16 protein-coding genes and 1 pseudogene are annotated in these 17,651 nt (G+C 35.3%); 12 read left to right on the top strand and 5 right to left on the bottom strand.

The genetic code is table 11. The annotated features are described in order from the left end of the window. Positions 1 to 84: 84 nt before the first annotated feature. Positions 85 to 753, top strand: a complete 669-nt coding sequence (locus NST63_RS01525) for an O-methyltransferase (RefSeq protein WP_341041103.1) — start codon at positions 85 to 87, stop codon at positions 751 to 753. A gap of 127 nt (positions 754 to 880) precedes the next feature. Here the strand turns inward: NST63_RS01525 and NST63_RS01530 are convergent, their stop codons facing one another. After that, positions 881 to 1,939, bottom strand: coding sequence for a DUF3231 family protein (locus NST63_RS01530; protein WP_341041104.1), 1,059 nt, complete (start codon positions 1,937 to 1,939; stop codon positions 881 to 883). Between the two features lie 280 nt (positions 1,940 to 2,219). Between NST63_RS01530 and NST63_RS01535 the strand changes: the two genes are divergently transcribed. Both NST63_RS01535 and NST63_RS01540 read left to right on the top strand, forming a co-directional pair. Beyond that, positions 2,220 to 3,353 (top strand): DUF3626 domain-containing protein, encoded by a 1,134-nt coding sequence (locus NST63_RS01535; RefSeq protein ID WP_436580695.1) that lies wholly within the window; start codon positions 2,220 to 2,222, stop codon positions 3,351 to 3,353. 235 nt (positions 3,354 to 3,588) lie between these two features. Continuing rightward, positions 3,589 to 4,461, top strand: a complete 873-nt coding sequence (locus NST63_RS01540) for a YitT family protein (RefSeq protein ID WP_058004268.1) — start codon at positions 3,589 to 3,591, stop codon at positions 4,459 to 4,461. Positions 4,462 to 4,627: 166 nt separating this feature from the next. Here the strand turns inward: NST63_RS01540 and NST63_RS01545 are convergent, their stop codons facing one another. Next, entirely contained in the window at positions 4,628 to 4,822 is a 195-nt protein-coding gene (locus tag NST63_RS01545) for a hypothetical protein (protein ID WP_058004267.1), read from the bottom strand. A gap of 628 nt (positions 4,823 to 5,450) precedes the next feature. On the opposite strand from NST63_RS01545, the gene NST63_RS01550 reads away from it, so the two are divergent. From NST63_RS01550 to NST63_RS01560, 3 genes are all read left to right on the top strand, one after another. Beyond that, positions 5,451 to 5,645 (top strand): hemolysin XhlA family protein, encoded by a 195-nt coding sequence (locus NST63_RS01550; protein ID WP_341041106.1) that lies wholly within the window; start codon positions 5,451 to 5,453, stop codon positions 5,643 to 5,645. A gap of 350 nt (positions 5,646 to 5,995) precedes the next feature. Beyond that, positions 5,996 to 6,544 carry a GNAT family N-acetyltransferase gene (locus tag NST63_RS01555; protein ID WP_058004266.1) on the top strand — a complete coding sequence of 183 codons (549 nt, stop codon included), beginning with the start codon at positions 5,996 to 5,998 and terminating at the stop codon, positions 6,542 to 6,544. A gap of 156 nt (positions 6,545 to 6,700) precedes the next feature. Beyond that, a complete protein-coding gene (locus NST63_RS01560; RefSeq protein ID WP_071977385.1) occupies positions 6,701 to 7,231 on the top strand; it encodes a GNAT family N-acetyltransferase in 531 nt (176 codons plus the stop codon). Between the two features lie 75 nt (positions 7,232 to 7,306). Here the strand turns inward: NST63_RS01560 and NST63_RS01565 are convergent, their stop codons facing one another. Next, positions 7,307 to 8,245, bottom strand: coding sequence for a sigma-70 family RNA polymerase sigma factor (locus tag NST63_RS01565; RefSeq protein ID WP_341041107.1), 939 nt, complete (start codon positions 8,243 to 8,245; stop codon positions 7,307 to 7,309). A gap of 792 nt (positions 8,246 to 9,037) precedes the next feature. On the opposite strand from NST63_RS01565, the gene NST63_RS01570 reads away from it, so the two are divergent. The 4 genes and pseudogenes from NST63_RS01570 to NST63_RS01585 all read left to right on the top strand — a co-directional run bounded on the left by NST63_RS01570 (position 9,038) and on the right by NST63_RS01585 (position 14,634). Further along, on the top strand, positions 9,038 to 12,253 hold the full coding sequence (locus NST63_RS01570; protein WP_341041108.1) for an SNF2 helicase associated domain-containing protein: 3,216 nt from the start codon (positions 9,038 to 9,040) through the stop codon (positions 12,251 to 12,253). A gap of 169 nt (positions 12,254 to 12,422) precedes the next feature. Continuing rightward, entirely contained in the window at positions 12,423 to 12,854 is a 432-nt protein-coding gene (locus tag NST63_RS01575) for an SRPBCC family protein (RefSeq protein ID WP_078110696.1), read from the top strand. Then, the gene (locus NST63_RS01580) at positions 12,854 to 13,213 is read left to right on the top strand and encodes an ArsR/SmtB family transcription factor (protein ID WP_341041109.1); all 360 of its coding nucleotides are present in this window, start codon (positions 12,854 to 12,856) and stop codon (positions 13,211 to 13,213) included. The genes NST63_RS01575 and NST63_RS01580 overlap by 1 nt, the downstream gene beginning before the upstream one ends. Before the next feature lie 82 nt (positions 13,214 to 13,295). Continuing rightward, positions 13,296 to 14,634: pseudogene (locus NST63_RS01585) on the top strand (IS3 family transposase). 77 nt (positions 14,635 to 14,711) lie between these two features. Here NST63_RS01585 and NST63_RS01590 read toward each other — a convergent pair. After that, complete coding sequence (locus NST63_RS01590) at positions 14,712 to 15,257, bottom strand: hypothetical protein (RefSeq protein WP_341041110.1); 546 nt, start codon at positions 15,255 to 15,257, stop codon at positions 14,712 to 14,714. A gap of 117 nt (positions 15,258 to 15,374) precedes the next feature. Between NST63_RS01590 and NST63_RS01595 the strand changes: the two genes are divergently transcribed. Further along, on the top strand, positions 15,375 to 15,968 hold the full coding sequence (locus NST63_RS01595) for a TetR/AcrR family transcriptional regulator (RefSeq protein ID WP_341041111.1): 594 nt from the start codon (positions 15,375 to 15,377) through the stop codon (positions 15,966 to 15,968). 84 nt (positions 15,969 to 16,052) lie between these two features. Continuing rightward, entirely contained in the window at positions 16,053 to 16,835 is a 783-nt protein-coding gene (locus NST63_RS01600) for a GNAT family N-acetyltransferase (protein WP_071977380.1), read from the top strand. A 42-nt stretch (positions 16,836 to 16,877) separates the two neighbouring features. Here the strand turns inward: NST63_RS01600 and NST63_RS01605 are convergent, their stop codons facing one another. Then, entirely contained in the window at positions 16,878 to 17,645 is a 768-nt protein-coding gene (locus tag NST63_RS01605; protein WP_236722903.1) for a TetR/AcrR family transcriptional regulator, read from the bottom strand. Positions 17,646 to 17,651: the final 6 nt, after the last annotated feature.

Raw genomic sequence — 17,651 nt, forward strand, 5'->3', positions numbered from 1 at the left:
GTTAAAAAGATATATTATTTTTATCGTTTATACTATCATACACTATTAGTGAAGACACAAGTTGAAGAAATGAGGGATTTAAGAATGGGAGCAAATGAAAGCTGGAACAAAGTCGATGAATATTTTATAGGAAAATTAATATTATCTGATCCTATACTTGATCATGTTTTGCGAACAAATAGAAAGTCTGGAATCCCAGAAATTGATGTATCTCCGTCACAAGGGAAGTTTCTTTATTTAATGGCTAAAATGAAGGGGGTAAGAAACGTTTTAGAAATTGGAACACTTGGTGGATATAGTAGTATTTGGTTCGCAAGGGCACTACCTGAGTCTGGAAAAGTCTATACATTAGAGGTGAATCCAGAATTTGCAAAAATAGCTAATCAAAATATTCAATATGCTGGTTACGAGGATAAGGTTGAAGTGATTGTTGGAGATGCCCTAGATAGCTTACCTAAATTAAAAGAAAGAGGAGTTGCTCCTTTTGATCTTATCTTTATTGATGCTGATAAAACCAATAACCCCTATTACTTAAAATGGGCGATGAGTATGTCTAAGTCTGGAACACTAATTATTGCGGACAATGTCGTGAGAGATGGTGAGGTGATTAATGCAATAAGTAGTGATGAGAGAATCCATGGTATCAGACAATTTATGGATTTGCTTGCTAATGAAAATAGAATTGAATGTACGGCTATTCAAACGGTCGGATCAAAGGGGTATGATGGATTTTTAATGGGATTGGTCAAATAGTTCATAAATGAATTGGGGAGCAATAGGGAGGTAGCAGAACATATATAAATTTTTTACTGTTACCTCCCTTGCATCTAATATAGGAATAATATTCAATGTAATGATTGGATATTGTCGTTTAACTTAATCAATTTTTGTTAAATCCAGAGGATGATTTAGAAAGTTCTTTTCTATCAGTTGCAGTAAATGGTTCTTCAAACCAACCATGTTCAATCATCATATTCAATCCATCATTATTATACTTTCCAATGACAGGAAGGAGCTTCATCATCTCTGCGGCTAAATCATGTCGCATCATTTGAGAAAGAGCTGTTCCCATGTTAGTGAGTGCTATGTTTCCAGCCAACGAAGCGTGATACATCATTAGTTTGTCAGAAAAAGGTGAAGTAGTTGAATCTGTTACATGATCATCCATTAGCTTAGGAGAGGGCAGGTCTTGCTTTATTAAATGATCGGCAAAACTCTTAATTTGATTATTTGCAAGCTCTGCTCCATCTCGGAAGTATTTTCGGATCTTCTCTGAGGAAGCAACCTGGCTGAATCCTAACATTAATGATTTTCCTAATATATTGGTATTAATGTTGTAGTGCAAGTGCTTAATTTCATTAGCTGTAAGCGGACGGTCTTGACCTGTTAGGAGAGAAATAAATGATTTTTTCTCTACGAAATCTACTTTGTTTGGATAAGGGATCGTTGGAGAACTTATATCCATTCCTTTTGACAGTAATAAATGTATCCCTCGCTCATAGGTTTCTATAGAATCATTTAATGAGCTTCTAAAATAATTGATAATATCTTGGCGAGTAGCATTTGAAAAAGCACTTCCATAAAGTAATAGTGAGGTACTTGCCATTTGTGTAATATAAAAGACCATGAAGAGATCACCGAAGAGACGAGGAGCATCCTTACGAATATCCTGTTCTCCAAAACCAACAGGTACAGGTATGCTTTCCATTTTAAAAATATTGCCTATCTCCTGCATATGTCTTCTTGATAGTGCTAAGGCAAACTCGACAAAATCTTTAACCTCGTCATCCTGCACTACTTGAAGATAATGCTCAAAGACACAACTAAACATTGAGTCTCCCATAAAATTGCTAAACAGATCAGCTAGTTCAGCTGATGTTAGCTGTTTATATTGCTGATGTTCTTCAACTTCTTCTTTTAAAATAGAGTCTTTCTTCATTTTGTACCTCCGTCTTAACTTTAGTACATATATTGTGTGTATAAAAATGCAAAAATATTAGGGATAATTTCTTGAGTGCTGATTAGATAATGGGGTTATATTGAACGATTAGTTCATTTAATTTAAAGGAGTATCTCTTTCTTTGCCGAATTTCTAAAGGATACTTGGAGATATGTATTCAAAGTTTAGATATATTTAAGGGATCTCTCTCTTCTTTTATTTCTATAAAAAAATTAATTGTAATTAGCCAAAGAAATATATTTAAAAAGGAATGATTCTATTGGTAGATTTGATTAAGTCTCAACTTCAGGCTATCCAGCATATTACCAATTATGCTAAAAATCATAAAGAGGAAGCTAGAGCTATTATTAACCACGTACTTAAAATGTCAAATATCTCAGATCAAGTATTTGAAAAGGCTGTTGATCAGTTAAAGGCACAAGCTAAAATTGCGGTGCATTTTCATCCTGATCGACCAGATTCCACGATGAAACTAATTGCTGAATCACTTCTTGAGCAGGGGAAATACAAAAGTCAATTTGAAACAGGTTTATCAAATGGTAGTGTCACGGCATATCCTGGTGGTGAACGAGATTGTTGGGAAGAGGAAGTCTTCGGAGGAGCCTATCATTTGGAATACTCCCCCAATAATCAAAGACCAAAATATGGAGCACTAAATGTGATGTTACATCCGGATGGACCAGCACCACGTTTTGGATCATGCTATTTTTTACTCTCACCGGGAGTCTCCCAACGATCCACATATACATACTTGGATTCACATCAGAACCCTAAGGAAAAGGGAACATATGAAGAATTTGATATGATTTTGGCAGGACTGATGGAAGAAACATTTACGAGAGAATTTGCTATCGGTGAAAGAAACTTAACGCCTCCTAGATTAATGAATCATTTGCTTTCTAATTTTGAAAATGGTGTTATCAATCTATCACAAAAAGAGGCAAGCCGTAATCTTAATCATTATATTGAGGCACAGATACATGGAGATATATCCTTAATGGAAGACGTTGAAATGCTCGTAGTTGATCCTTCCTATCGAGATACTCCAATAGGTGAAATTTTAAAAACATTATGCTCTAAGTATTCCATCGTTTTAAAGTGGCACATGGGTTTTGAACTATTGGTTGATGAAGTTCCGATAGATTTTAGAGGTTCTTCGATGCAATCATTAGCAAAACGGATTGCAAAAGATTGTTATATTAATGCCTATACAATAGGAGCTGCTGTAATGGATTTAAAATGTAATCCGGAATCTTGGAGTGAACGTGGTACGATTGCCGAGGTTCTTCAAGAATTAAAACTGCTTTGGCATGTGTTGGTTCGTTATGGACATCCAAGAAAGGAACGCAGTAAAGGTAAGATTAATGGAGTAACCTCGGAAGAAATTTACTAAGAAAAATTGGATTTTTCTAGAATGAGTAAATGATATTCTTTCTGTTTTCAACCAAGCATGAGTATTTTACTAAATACTATAATCCACTATAGTAATATAAGTTTGTGATGAATAGTTTGTAAACAAAGAAGGCGTTTCTTGCAATAAGAAAAGACGCCTTCTTTTTCGATCAGAATGATTTGAAGTATTTTATGGTAAACTTAAATAAGATAGAATGTTGGAAATGAGGAATAATATGAACACAAACAAAAAGCACAAATCAAAAAAACTAAGACTATTTTTACGGGGATTGATCATCATTATTGGGGGATTTATAGCGGCATATGGGCTAGAAACAGTATTAATCCCCAATAGTGTATCTGATGGAGGAGTAACGGGTCTTAGTATCGTTGCATCCAAGCTATTTGGATTACCATTAGGAATTTTAATTGCGATTATTAATATCCCATTTATTTGGTTAGGATATCAACAAATCGGTAAAAGCTTTGCCGTATATTCGATAATCGGAATTGCTTCATTAGCAGTTGGTACAAGCCTTATGCACCATATCCCAGCAATTATTGAAGGGGATACCTTGTTAGTTACTGTAGTAGGGGGTATCATCCTCGGATTGGGGATGGGGTTAGCATTGCGTAATGGTGGCGCATTAGATGGTATTGATATGTTAGCCGTGTTACTTTCACGAAAATTGCCATTCGGGACAAGTGACTTCATTCTTTTCTTAAACATGTTTGTATTTATTTTTGTTTCAACCGTATTTGGACTTCAAGGGGCAATTCTTTCAGCTATTGCTTACTTTATTGCTTCTAAAGTGATTCATATTGTTGAGGTTGGTTTAAGCGGATCGAAAACATTTAAAATTATTACGACTCAACCTGAATTAATGGTAGAAACAATACGTGATCGATTAGGTAGAAGTGCAACATATAATGAAGTGTATGGTGGTTATTCTAAAGAAAAGTTTAAAGAAATCACTTGTGTCATTAACCGCCTAGAAGAAAGTAAAATTAAGGAAATCATTCAGGATATTGACGAATCAGCCTTTGTTACCGTATATGATGTAGCGGAAGTTAAAGGTGGTAATTTTAGAAAGAATAATATTCACTAGAATTCAATTCAAACCTGTAAGTGATGATAAAATCCCACAAAAAACTAGGTGAGTTTTTGTGGGATTTTTCGTTATATACTCTATGTAATATTGATATTACATAATACTTTTAAATAGAGATTATTCAGCGCATGGATCATTTGTATTTCTTTAACCCGCTAAATAATTATATATGATGTTTTTGGTTCATATCTTGATTAATAATAACTGCATTCTTATATATGTTACCCATTTCTGTAAAATTACCTTCTCTAGTTATATACCCATAATCTATCATAAGCTGTTTTACATCACTAGGTAGTTCTATGAAGGCAAGCTTTCCTGCACAAAAGCTTCTAATTATTTTTACTCTTTCATCCATAGTTAGTATCTCCTCCATTTATTTCTATCTTAATTTTACAGTAAAAGGAAACCGTTTTCTATATAAATGGGTTATTTACCTTTATTTACCACATAAATAATTAGATCAACCATTTATTTTTTATTCTCATACAAATACATATTCTGATCTCAATATTCAAAAATGATGGCCTTGGGTAGTCTTGATAATTCATAAAACCACTTAAAGGCTCAAATTTAAGGCTAATGAAATTTTGAAATATGGCTACATTATAGGTTTTTGATTCAATGGGAGATATTAAGGGTGTAATAATTGTGGATTTTAATATGCCTGGAAAAAGAAATAATGTTTGAATTTCTTGTTATAAAATTGTATAAACCTAGGAAATGAAGGAAAAACCGAATTGTTTAGCACTTCATTTATCCAATGTACTTTATTATAAGTTCATATTTAGGATTTATACTGTAAAAGCTCCTTTCGTTTAAGGAGAGTTTTTATTTTATGGATAAACTATTCTTTTGCTTAAGAGCCTTTCCAAAGAAGGACAGGTTTGCATACTATATAAAACAAAGTAAGTAGACATTTATCAAACTTACTAAGACCACGATGATTAAAGTCTAAGTGTACTAAAATTTATAGGTGGTGCCATATGGAGGAGCGGATTTTGAAATTGGAAAATGAAATTTCCGAGGTTAAAACAAGACTCGCTGTTGCAGAATCAACTATCAAAGATTTAAAGGAAGACATTGCTAGTATAAAAAGCAATACAACTTGGATATTAAGAATTGTGATTGGTGCAGTCATTTCTTCGATTCCCGGTTTAATTATTAATGGAGGAATATAATCGTTTTACATTAATAACGATTAAAAGATTACTCAGAGCTATGGGAGTATAAAAAATTATTTGGAAGAAAAAATTCTAGATGAGCAGGTCGATTGTACAATCATATTCAGGTTTTTATTCGATATTAAGAAACATAAAAAGAGTATATAGTAAAAATATGTATACCAAAAAAGTAATTTTATTCATGCAATAATAATCTATTATTATTTTCAATTTCTACAGGGCGATTACCTATGAAGGTTTTCGCTGTTTTTTGTCGAAGTTAAAGATAGGTAGTTGTAGGAAGGAATGGAACAAGTGCATCATACGTTTTTTTTATTAGTATGACTTAAGAGGAGTGGGGATGCCTTATGACTTATGACCATCAAAATAAAAGAATTTCTACTGAAAGGCTAGTACTAAGATTATTTCAAAAATCTGATGCAGAAGCTGTCACTAAACTCTGCAATAATTATAATATTTATAAAAATACATTATACCTACCTTATCCATACACTTTAGAGGATGCTTTAACATGGATTGACCATCATCTTGATCATTTTAATGCTGATAAGTCATATGAATTTGCTATAACAGATAAAGAAACTGGTCGTGTATATGGAGCTATCGCTTTATCTAACAACAAAAAATTTAATAATGGGGAGCTAGCGTATTGGATAGGTGAAGAGTTTTGGGGAAATGGATATGCTACTGAGGCGGCACAGGCTATATTACGATTTGCATTTGATGAAAAGAAATACCATAAAGTATTTGCTCGATACTTTCATTCAAATCAAGCATCAGGAAGGGTTATGCAAAAATTAGGCATGAAAAAGGAAGGGATATTCATTGACCATGTGAAGAAAGAAAATCAATATGTCGACCTAGTATATTACGGAATAATTAACCCTCAAGAATGAACATATATACAAAAAGCTACCTTCCTAAAATTAATAAGGTTTAAGAGTATTCTTTGATTTTTATATGGTTCACGGAAGGGAAAAACACTAATTAGTAGAATGATAAACTAAATTATACATATTAATCTTAACGTAAATGAAAGGGGAGAGTGTAGGATGTTTCCGTTACTAGAAACTGAGAGGCTTAACTTAAGGAGAATTGAAAAAGAAGATGCAGAAGATATCTTTCGTTGTTTTTCAAATTCCGATGTAACTCGTTACTATGGTCAGGAATCCTTTACAAGTTTCGAACAAGCTGAGCAGATCATTGAGATGTTTAATCATAACTTTAAAGAAAGACGTGGAATTAGATGGGGAATGGAATTAAAAGATCAGAAGGGAATCATTGGGTCGATTGGATTCAATGCGTGGGTTCCTAAATATAAAAGAGCTGAAATCGGCTATGAACTGCACCCAGATTTTTGGAGGAAGGGCTATGCATCAGAAGCAGTGAAAGCAGTCGTCGATTATGGATTCAATCATCTGGATTTAAATCGAATTGGTGCAGTAGTATTTTTGGATAATACAGCTTCTAATGATTTATTGATTAAGTTGGGCTTCGAAAAAGAAGGAGTCTTACGAAATTATATTTATCAAAATGGCATTTCATATGACACAAATGTATATTCATTGGTGAAAAATCATTAATTTTATAGAGTATAAGGTAGAAAACAAAGACTGAATCCATTTTTATAAATGGATCGTCTTTGTTTTCCTTTATTTCTAGTGACGCCAATTCAAGAATGGATGTTTGTCTAATTGAGGTGGGATGCCTAACTCTTTTGATGCAGCAAAGATCAATTCCTTTCTAAAAAAATAACTTCGGTGGTACACAATTTGATCATTCTCTATTTCTTGATATTGAATATCGTGAATGAGGGGACCACCTTCAGAATCTGCCAATACAATAATGACTTGCTTCCCCCACAAAGTAAATTCTTGGGCTTTATAGAGTGGTAGACCATATTGTAGGGAGCCATTTCGAATTTCTTCTTTTGTTACTTCTAAGAATCCTAGAGAAGCCTCATAGTGTGCATGATCACTTATTAACCTTAGTATTCCTTCTACATCTCCTTGATTAAAAGCTTTTAAGTAGGCTTGAATAATTTTATGATTTTTCTTTGAGTTTTCGTGAGCTTTTAGGGGTGCCAATTCAGTTCTTTTTAATTTATCTCGGACTCTTCGTGTTGTTGCATAAATTGCTCCGGGTGTTGTTTTCACCATACCTGCAACTTCTTCAGCTGTAAATTGAAAAACTTCCATCAGTAAAAATACCGCTGTCTGTCTAGGTGTAAAAAGATAGAAGAGATGTTCCAATGCTTCTTCAATGTCAAAGTGATCTGAAATCTCTTCTACTTTCTCACCATCTAGTTCAGTTAAGTGCCCAATCTCTTTTTTCCTTTTACGGCATTGATCGATCCAAGTATTCGTCGCGATTCGATAAAGATAGGATTTGAGATTGGTTGGGTGCCACCGTTGATATAAACCACCTAATGCCTTTAACATCGTCTCTTGATAGAGATCTTCTCCATCCCAAGGCGATCCAGTTAAGTAGCCGCAGTACTTCCATAATCCTTCTCCTATATCTTCAATAAGAGTATTAAATTTTTGATGAAGCTCTCGAGATGGCTCATAGAGCTCATTCCTTTTATCTATAATCACATTGAAAACCTCCATTTCCTGTTTCTATATGTATAACGAATGAAGAGAACGGAATTATACTCATGGTAATCATTTTTTTTGAAGTAAATCGATGCTGCGTTATTAAAAGTATATCAATTTTTAGCAATTATCCAAATAATGCGAGAAAAATTCTTTAAAAGTAGGTGCTGTCAGACAATCACTGAGCCCTATGATACAATGATCATATAATTTTTTATGATGCTCTTTTCTCAACCATTGTTTCTATTAAGGTAATATTCAAACTAGCAAAAATAGGTTGAATATCGCCAAGACCTTTATCTCACTGAGAAAAGAGCTGCAAGCAATAAAAGAACGCTGCCCTTTTATTAGGTGTAAAAGCCGGCAGTAGGGCTTTTACAAAAGCAATAAACAATTTTATATGTATATTAAAGCTCTTTTCTCAGCCATTGTTATTTACCAAAGTTTTTAACATATACAAACAATTTAAAACGAGATGCCTCTGCACAGAGAAAAGAGCTGCCGGCTATAAAAGAATGCTGCCCCTTTTATTAGGTGTAAAAGCCGGCAGTAAGGCTTTTACAAAAGCAACAAATAATTTTATATATAATGCTCTTTTCTAAGCACCAAAGTTTTTAACATATACAAATAGGTTAAAAGGACTTGCCTATTCATTGAGAAAAGAGCCCAAACTATAAAAGAACGCTGAACCCCTTATTAGGTGTAAAAGCCGGTAGTAGGGCTTTTATAAAAGCAATAAACAATACGAAAATGGCCTATATTAAAACGAATCCTCAGGAAGGAGAGGGCTGAATGAATTTAAAATTAAATCCAAAAATCATTAAAGATATGTGCGGGACAGTCTCCTTCAAAAGAGGAGAAGGTTTTTTTCGGACGAATAAAATAACATTTGAAAAATTCAATTCAAATGAATTTATAGCTAAAGTAGCTGGTGTGGATGATTTCCTTGTGACAATCGTAAAAAATGCAGATGGAGAAATTCGGACACAATGTAGTTGTCCCAAATTAGCTTCTTTTCAAAAGGAGTGTCAGCATATTGCCGCAGTCTTGCTATCTATATACGAATATCAGCGCCAAGGAAAAACCCCATTTCAAAGTATCCAACCAATGGATTCAGAAAATCAGGGGCTAACTGAAGGTATACTGACCCTATTTGATGATGTTCCAAAGCGTTCAAGTGGACATCAATTATATTTTGAAAATAGACAGGTAATTGATGCGGATTTTATATGTAAACCTGTACTTATAGGGGATGGGAAATATATTTTTGGGATACAGTTAAAGATTGGATTAATAAAGATACAAGATATTCGCAACTTTTTAATGCGTGTGAAAGAAGGAATGTCAATTTTTCTTTCAGATACCTTTACTTATGATCCAAGTATTCACTGTTTTCGAAAGGAAACGGATCTTGTCATTCAGCAGCTGATCCAAGTGATTCAAGATGAAAATGCGTTTCAGAAGAGCATAATGGACTCTATGAATGAGAGCTTAGACAATGATTTATTATTGATTCCTCCTTCTTCATGGGAAACACTTATTCCTTTATTGAAAAATCTCCCGTACGTACATTTGCATCATCAGGGAAAGATTTGTGAAGGATTACAAGTATCACAGGAACCCCTTCCAATCCGATATGATTTTGCCGAAAACGATAGAAGTGGATATAGTTTGAAAATTCAAGGCTTGAAGCGGATTATGGTGTTCGAATTGTATGGGTATGCTTTATATGATGGAATATTGGTTCGTTTAGAAAGTGAAGATTGTCATCGTCTATTGTATTTAAAGCAATTATTAGATTCATCAAGAACAAATCAAATTACGATTCCTCTAGAGCAAAAAGAGATATTCCTTAATAAAGTGGTTCCTGGATTGAAACGGATAGGTAATGTAAACATTTCTCCCTCCATTTCAAGACAGCTGGTTCAGATTCCCTTGGTGGCCAAGCTATATTTGGATCGCGTAAAAAACCGCTTGCTTGCAGGGCTGGAATTTCACTATGAAAATATGGTGATCAATCCATTAGAAAATCGTGAACTTCCTTCAGGAGCAATGATCAGAAGGGATATTGAGAAAGAAAATGAAATTCTCCAATTGATGGAGGAGAGTTCATTCGCTAAAACAGATGGTGGATATTTTTTGCATAATGAAGAGTTGGAATACGATTTCCTATATTATATGATTCCGAAGCTTGAAAAGATTGTTCAAATCTACGCAACGACAGCAGTGAGAAATCGGATATATAAAGGAAATACTCCTCCGAAAATCAGGATAAAGATGAAAAAGGAACGGAAGAATTGGCTGGAATTTAAATTCGAAATGGATGGAATACCTGAAAAACATATTCGTGACATTTTATTAGCGCTGGAGGAGAAAAGGAAATACTATCGTTTGCGAAATGGATCATTATTATCTTTGGAGACAAGGGAATTTGAAGAAATTCAACGGTTTTTACAGGCGCTTCCAATTCAGAATGAGGATATGGAAGGTAGCTTCAATGTACCCATTGTGCAGGGCCTTCGTGCTCTTGATTCTGTAGAGGAGGGCCCTTCTTTTGAATTAGAAGACACATTCCGTCAATTCCTAGAAACAATCCAGAACCCTGGTAGTATGGAATTTGAGGTACCAAAGGAACTACAGTCAGTACTAAGGGATTACCAGGTACAGGGCTATCAATGGATGAAAACCCTTGCTAGTTACGGCTTCGGAGGAATTCTAGCAGATGATATGGGATTAGGAAAGACATTGCAAAGCATTAGTTTTATTCAATCGGAACTAGCGGATATTAGACAGAAGCAGCATCCGGCTCTCATTATATGTCCATCATCTTTGACCTATAACTGGCTGAGTGAAATGATGACATTTACTCCGCAGATACAGGCGATTGTTATTGATGGTAATAAAAAAGAACGGCTTCATTTACAAAAGGAACTAACTGGAATAGATGTGTTGATAACCTCCTATCCATTGCTACGAAGGGATATTAAATGGTTTGAGAAACAACATTTTCATACGGTATTTTTTGATGAAGCTCAAGCATTTAAAAATCCGTTTACCCAAACTGCTCGTGCGGTAAAAAAGATAATGGCAGATTATCGCTTCGCTCTTACAGGAACACCTGTAGAAAATTCACTAGAGGAGCTGTGGTCCATTTTTCATGTGGTATTTCCTGACTTATTTCAAGGATTAAAGGAATACAACAACTTATCAAGAAAAGTCATAGCTAAAAGGATTCGTCCATTTTTACTTCGCCGATTAAAAGAGGATGTTTTATCCGAGCTTCCAGGGAAGGTGGAGTCCATGGAATCTATCGAGTTACTTCCGGAGCAAAAGAAGCTGTATGCTGCCTATTTAGCAAAGCTAAGGCATGACACGTTAAAACATTTAGATAGAGATACAATAAGGAAAAATCGAATTAAAATCCTTGCTGGCCTCACACGATTACGACAAATCTGCTGCCATCCCGCTCTGTTTGTTGATGGCTATAAAGGAACCTCATCAAAATTTGAGCAACTAAAGCAAATCGTTAAAGAATCTATGCTTTCTAAAAGAAGAGTGTTGATCTTTTCTCAGTTTACAAAGATGCTTCATTTGATTGGAAGTGAGCTCGTCGCACAGGGATTACCATATTTTTATCTTGATGGTAAAACTCCTTCAGAGGAGCGTGTAGATTTGTGCCGTCGATTTAACTCAGGTGAGCGAGATATATTTCTTATTTCCTTAAAGGCAGGAGGTACGGGTCTTAATTTAGCTGGAGCTGATACGGTCATTTTATATGATCTATGGTGGAATCCTGCCGTAGAAGAGCAAGCAGCCGATCGTGCACATCGTATGGGACAGACAAATGAAGTACAGGTTATTAAAATGATTTCGCGTGGAACAATCGAAGAAAAAATGAATGAGCTTCAAACAGAAAAGCGCCATTTAATTGAGGAAATTATTGATCCTAATAAAAATTCCTCTTTTACACTTACAGAAAATGATATAAGAGAAATACTGATGATATAAGTGAGAGACAAGCTAAGCTTGTCTCTCTTTTTATGTGTAAAAGTTCAGAACAAGAGTAATGATAATCATTAGGTGTGGGAAGATCTAAAGTTGACATGAAACCAAAAGGTTTTATATAATCAGAAAGTGAAACCAAAAGGTTCTATAAAATGAAAGAAGGTTATTGATAATGGAAACAATTCATCAAAATAATGTACCAGATATTAAGCAAACAGTTATTATACAATCTCCTATCCAAAAAGTTTGGGAGACTGTCACAACATCTGAAGGAATCGCATCATGGTTTATGCCAAATGATTTTGAACTCCAATTAGGACATGAGTTTCATGTGCAATCTCCTTTCGGACCATCCCCTTGTAAAGTGCTAGAAATTGATGCTCCCAATCGCTTAACCTTTTCATGGGATACAGATGGTTGGTTCGTTACATTCATTTTAAAAGATTTAGGTGATAAAACAGAATTTACTCTCATACATGGTGGTTGGAAAGAAGCAGATGCGATTGTGCCAAAAGCGGGTGAAAAAGCATCGATTATTCGTGAAAACATGAATCAAGGTTGGGCAGGTATTGTTAATAAACTACGAAAGCTGATTGAGGGTTAGTGTCTAGGGCAGCCCAAAAGTATGATGTATTTCAAGCAATCGCTGATCCCACTCGTAGAGAAGTACTTCGGTTGTTATCGGAAAAGGAGCTGCCAATCTCTGAAATTACTTCACACTTTTCTATGAGCCGTACAGCCGTTGCAAAGCATCTACATATACTTTCCGAAGCAGAATTAGTCAGTGGAAGAAAGGTTGGAAGAGAGAAAAGGTACCGACTTGTACCGGAAACATTAACAGAATTGAAGGATTGGCTTGCTTATTATGAACAATTCTGGAGTAATAAGTTGACGAGACTGAAATATATTGTTGAGTCAACTGAGGAATTGGAAATAGACAATACTCCAGATGGAAGAAAATAGGCTAGTTAGGAGAAAGGACCAACGTTTATGAACTGCCCCCCAATTGTTAGACACAACTAACAATTGGAGGTGCAGTTTTTTTATGACGAAATATTCACTGGAAATTAAATTAAATGCTATTCAAGACTACCTTAAAGGTGTGGAATCTTTCAAAGATACAGCAAAACGCCATAATGTCAGTACAACGATGTTAAAAAAATGGGTAGCGAAGTATCGACAACATGGATTGGAAGCTTTTCGGGAAACATATACAAATTATTCGGTTGAGTTTAAAATGGACGTAATTCATTATATAAATGAAATGGGAGCGTCCATTAATGAAACCACCACAGTCTTTAACATTCCTGACTCTGGCACTGTGTGGAATTGGAAACGTTTATTTGAAACACAAGGGATAGACGCTCTACAACCGAAAAAGAAGGGGCGTCCATCCATGAAAAAGGAATCAAAGAAAACTCAACCAGTAGAAGGATCACCAGAAGCACTACTCGCTGAAATTGAACGTTTACGTATGGAGAACGCCTATTTAAAAAAGTTGAATGCCTTAGTTCAAGAAAAGGAAAGATTACAGTACAAGACAAAGCGAAAGTAATTTATGAACTAAGGCAGGAATTTAAAGTGAAAGATTTAGTAAAAGTGGCTGAAATTCCTCGCAGTACGTATTATTACTGGGTAAACCAAATGAATAAACCAGATAAATATAAAGAAGTGAAAGAAGTGATCCAACAGATTTTTGATGAACACCAAGGTCGATATGGCTATCGTCGTATCACCTTAGAATTGCGTAATCGTGGTATAAAACTAAACCATAAAACGGTGCACCGCTTAATGAATGAGATGGGGTTAAAATGTCTTGTCCGCATGAAAAAGTATCGTTCATACCGTGGAAAAGTAGGAAAAATCTCCCCAAATATTTTAGAACGTGATTTTCAAGCAACAAAGCCAAATGAGAAGTGGGTAACCGATGTAACGGAATTTCATTTACATGGGGAAAAGCTATATTTGTCACCAGTCCTTGACCTTTATAACGGAGAAATTATTGCATATAATGTTGAAAAACGCCCAGTTTACGCACTTGTTTCAAAGATGTTGGACAAGGCTTTTAAGAGATTAGAAGATTGCGATACCCCTATTCTTCACTCTGATCAGGGCTGGCATTATCAGATGAAGAAGTATCAACAGAACATAGAATTACACAAAGCATGTCTCGTAAAGGGAATTGTTTAGATAACGCGGTGATAGAGAATTTTTTCGGCTTATTAAAGAGTGAACTGCTTTATCTTGAAGAATTTAACAGTATGGCGCATTTCAAAGAAGAATTAGAGAAGTATATTCACTATTACAATCACAAACGAATTAAGGCAAAATTAAAAGGCATGAGTCCGATTCAATACCGTACTCATGCCAAGGAAGCTGCTTAAAATTCGTGTCTAACTTTTTGGGTTCAGATCATTTAAGTCGGTCCTTTTCATTTTGGAAAATATACCAAATTAAAGATTTAAGCCTTCACTTTCGCTCTTTTAGGCCAAACAAAATTTGAAATAGCAATAAGTAGGTCAACACCTAGCACAACGGTCCATAGCTTTAATATTCCATACAGTGCCTCCGTACGTGAAGGGTCATTGATGAGGTAAATTAAGCCAATTAAAAGCCCTGCTCCTATAACGTAAGCTAAGACATGCATTCCCCAACTTTTTAAATAGTGTACAGCATATTCCATTCCAAAACGCTGAGCCGGTTTTGGTCCTTGTTTTGTCACATAATAACGAAATTTTTCATCAGCCCATTTAATCATGCTTTTTCCAAAAGCAATAGAAACCCCTATATAAACGGCCGCGATCGCATGTGCTCTTGTCGCGGTAGCCCCATTATATAAATCAAGACTCGTAGTGATTAATAATATCAAATCGATTAAAGGAGTTAAAGCAAGGAAAAATAATCCTAGTTTTTCCCGCTTTAGGAAATAGCGTGTAACTAGCCCTAAAATAATAAAAACCCAAAACCCAACTTCACTAGCAACAATCATCCATGCTACAAAATTCAAGAAGGCACCCCATTCCAATACAATTGTATTAAGTAAGAATATTTTAACAGGTGTTTTTAAATAATACAACTGTATTATTTAATTGCTGTGGTGTTTTTTTATTGTTAAAATAATGGTATGCCAAAAATAGTTGATCATGAACAAAGAAGAACACAAATAGCAGAAGCAACATGGAGGGTGATCCTCGATAACGGTATGGAGGGAGCGACAGTAAGAAACATTGCAAAGGAAGCGGGATTATCATTAGGTGCATTACGTCATTACTTTTCGACCCAAAATGAACTGCTTATTTATGCGATGAATCTCGTTAAGGAACGAGTAACAGAAAGAATTAATAAACTAGTTATGAGTGATTTATCTCCGAAAGAAAAAGTAGTGAGTATACTAATGGAAATTGTCCCGGTTAATACAGAGACTATCGCAGAAATGGAGGTTTGGTTGGCATTTACTTTTCATTCAAAAAATAAAGTGGATATATTTGACCATGTGAATGACGGAATCTTTCAAGGTATCCAAAAATTAATGACCCTTTTAGAAATGAATCAATTACTTAAAAAGAATGTCAATAAAGATATAGAAGCAGAGCGTTTATATGCAATTGTTGATGGATTGGCATTCCATGCTATGCAAGAACCACAGCGGGTGACGAAGGAATGGATTCATAATGTATTTACTTATCATTTGGATTCGATTTGTATAGATGATAAATGATAGGGTTGTAAAACTTTTTAATAGAATTTAAAGGAGAAGTGTTTGTTGCTGTAGAAAGGTTAAGAGGTCAAACAAGGGGGGAAGCTGTTGGAAATCATCGAGCTAAATCATGAAATTCTTCAAGGGACAGGAAGCTACTGTTTACGAAGTAAACCGAAATCCCAAGGATATATAAACAAAAATAAATGGTTGAATGATCAATTCGAAGAAGGATTGAAATATGTAAAGCTATTGGAGAATGGAAAGCAGGTAGGCTTTATTGAATATACAGCCTCTGAGTCATCTTCTCGAGTGGTTTATGCCGAAAACTATTTAGTCATTCATTGCTTATGGGTAAGTGTAACAGGTAAGGGGTATGGAACGAAACTTATAGATAAATGTCTAGAGGATGCGAGAAATATGGGGAAACATGGGGTGGTGGTCTTAACCAATTCCGAGACTTCATGGACACCAAGTAAGGAGGTTTTTCTTAAAAATAACTTTTTAATGATTGACCAAGCTCCATATAATTTTGAATTACTTGTACATAAATTTCACGAAGCTCCAGATCCCTATTTTCCTACTGATTGGGACGAGCGAGTAGAAAGGTTTGAACAATTAACCATCATACGGTCTTTTCAATGTCCATATGTAGATATTGCTACGAGTAATTTCTTAGAGGCGGCAAGTCAATTAGGGATTCAAGCCAATATCATTGAAATTAATAATCGAGATGAGCTCATGCGGTTATCACCTACCCCATATGGGATATTTTCAGCCGTATTTAAAGGAGAATTAATCACCTTTCATCGGCTAACTGTTCATTCGGTAAGAAAAAAACTGAAATTGCTTAAAGACAAGTCTTTAATGAGTAATCAGCGGGGATAAATAGGACCCCGCTGATTTTTTTGATAAAATGAACGGTACGGTTTATTTCCCCATTTTAGATAATAGATAGCTATCAATTCCATCTAATATCAGTTCTAATCCAAAATCAAAGTCATCCCCTACATCATTTGCTTCCGGGTTCTCCTCTGTATAGACACCTGACATGATAATCGGGTGCAAATGAGGAAATCGTTCAGATGTAACAAGCTGCTTAAGTGCAGCACTGTAATCTCGACCACTAAATGTTCCTTCAGTTGCCCCAGATTGTAAGGCACGGTTCATATCCCTTTGAATTAACCCACAACCGCGTGCATAGTTACTGATTAATAGAATAACTCCCATTTTTTCAAAATCACTCAGAGGTAATTCCTTAATGCAACCTAATGCCCAATCAACAACTTGAAGATTATTTGGGGTGATAGGGGCCCCAGAGATAGGGATGTCTCCAAACCAAGGGTGATCCGTATATACTTTTAAGCATGCATTGAAATATTCTTTAATATTTTCACGCCAACCTGCCTCTTCCTTTATAGGAGGTAGGGGGATAGCGCAGACAGCATCCTGCATGAGTAATAAAAGGTCATCCTTACTAGGAATATATCTGTAAAGCGACATCGGAGTGAATCCAAGTGATGCTGCCACCCGATTCATAGAAACTGCTGTAAGTCCATCTTCATCTGCGATGGCGATCGCTGCCTCTACAATTTGGTTTACATTCAGTTCCCGTTTTGGACCCCGTTGTGGTTGCTTAACTAACCCCCAACTAAGTGCAACCCCTTGAGGTAATAGTTCATTAATTTTCTCATCCACGATCCT

This window comes from Heyndrickxia sp. FSL W8-0496, assembly GCF_038007825.1.
In the GTDB taxonomy this organism is placed as follows: domain Bacteria; phylum Bacillota; class Bacilli; order Bacillales; family Bacillaceae_C; genus Heyndrickxia; species Heyndrickxia oleronia.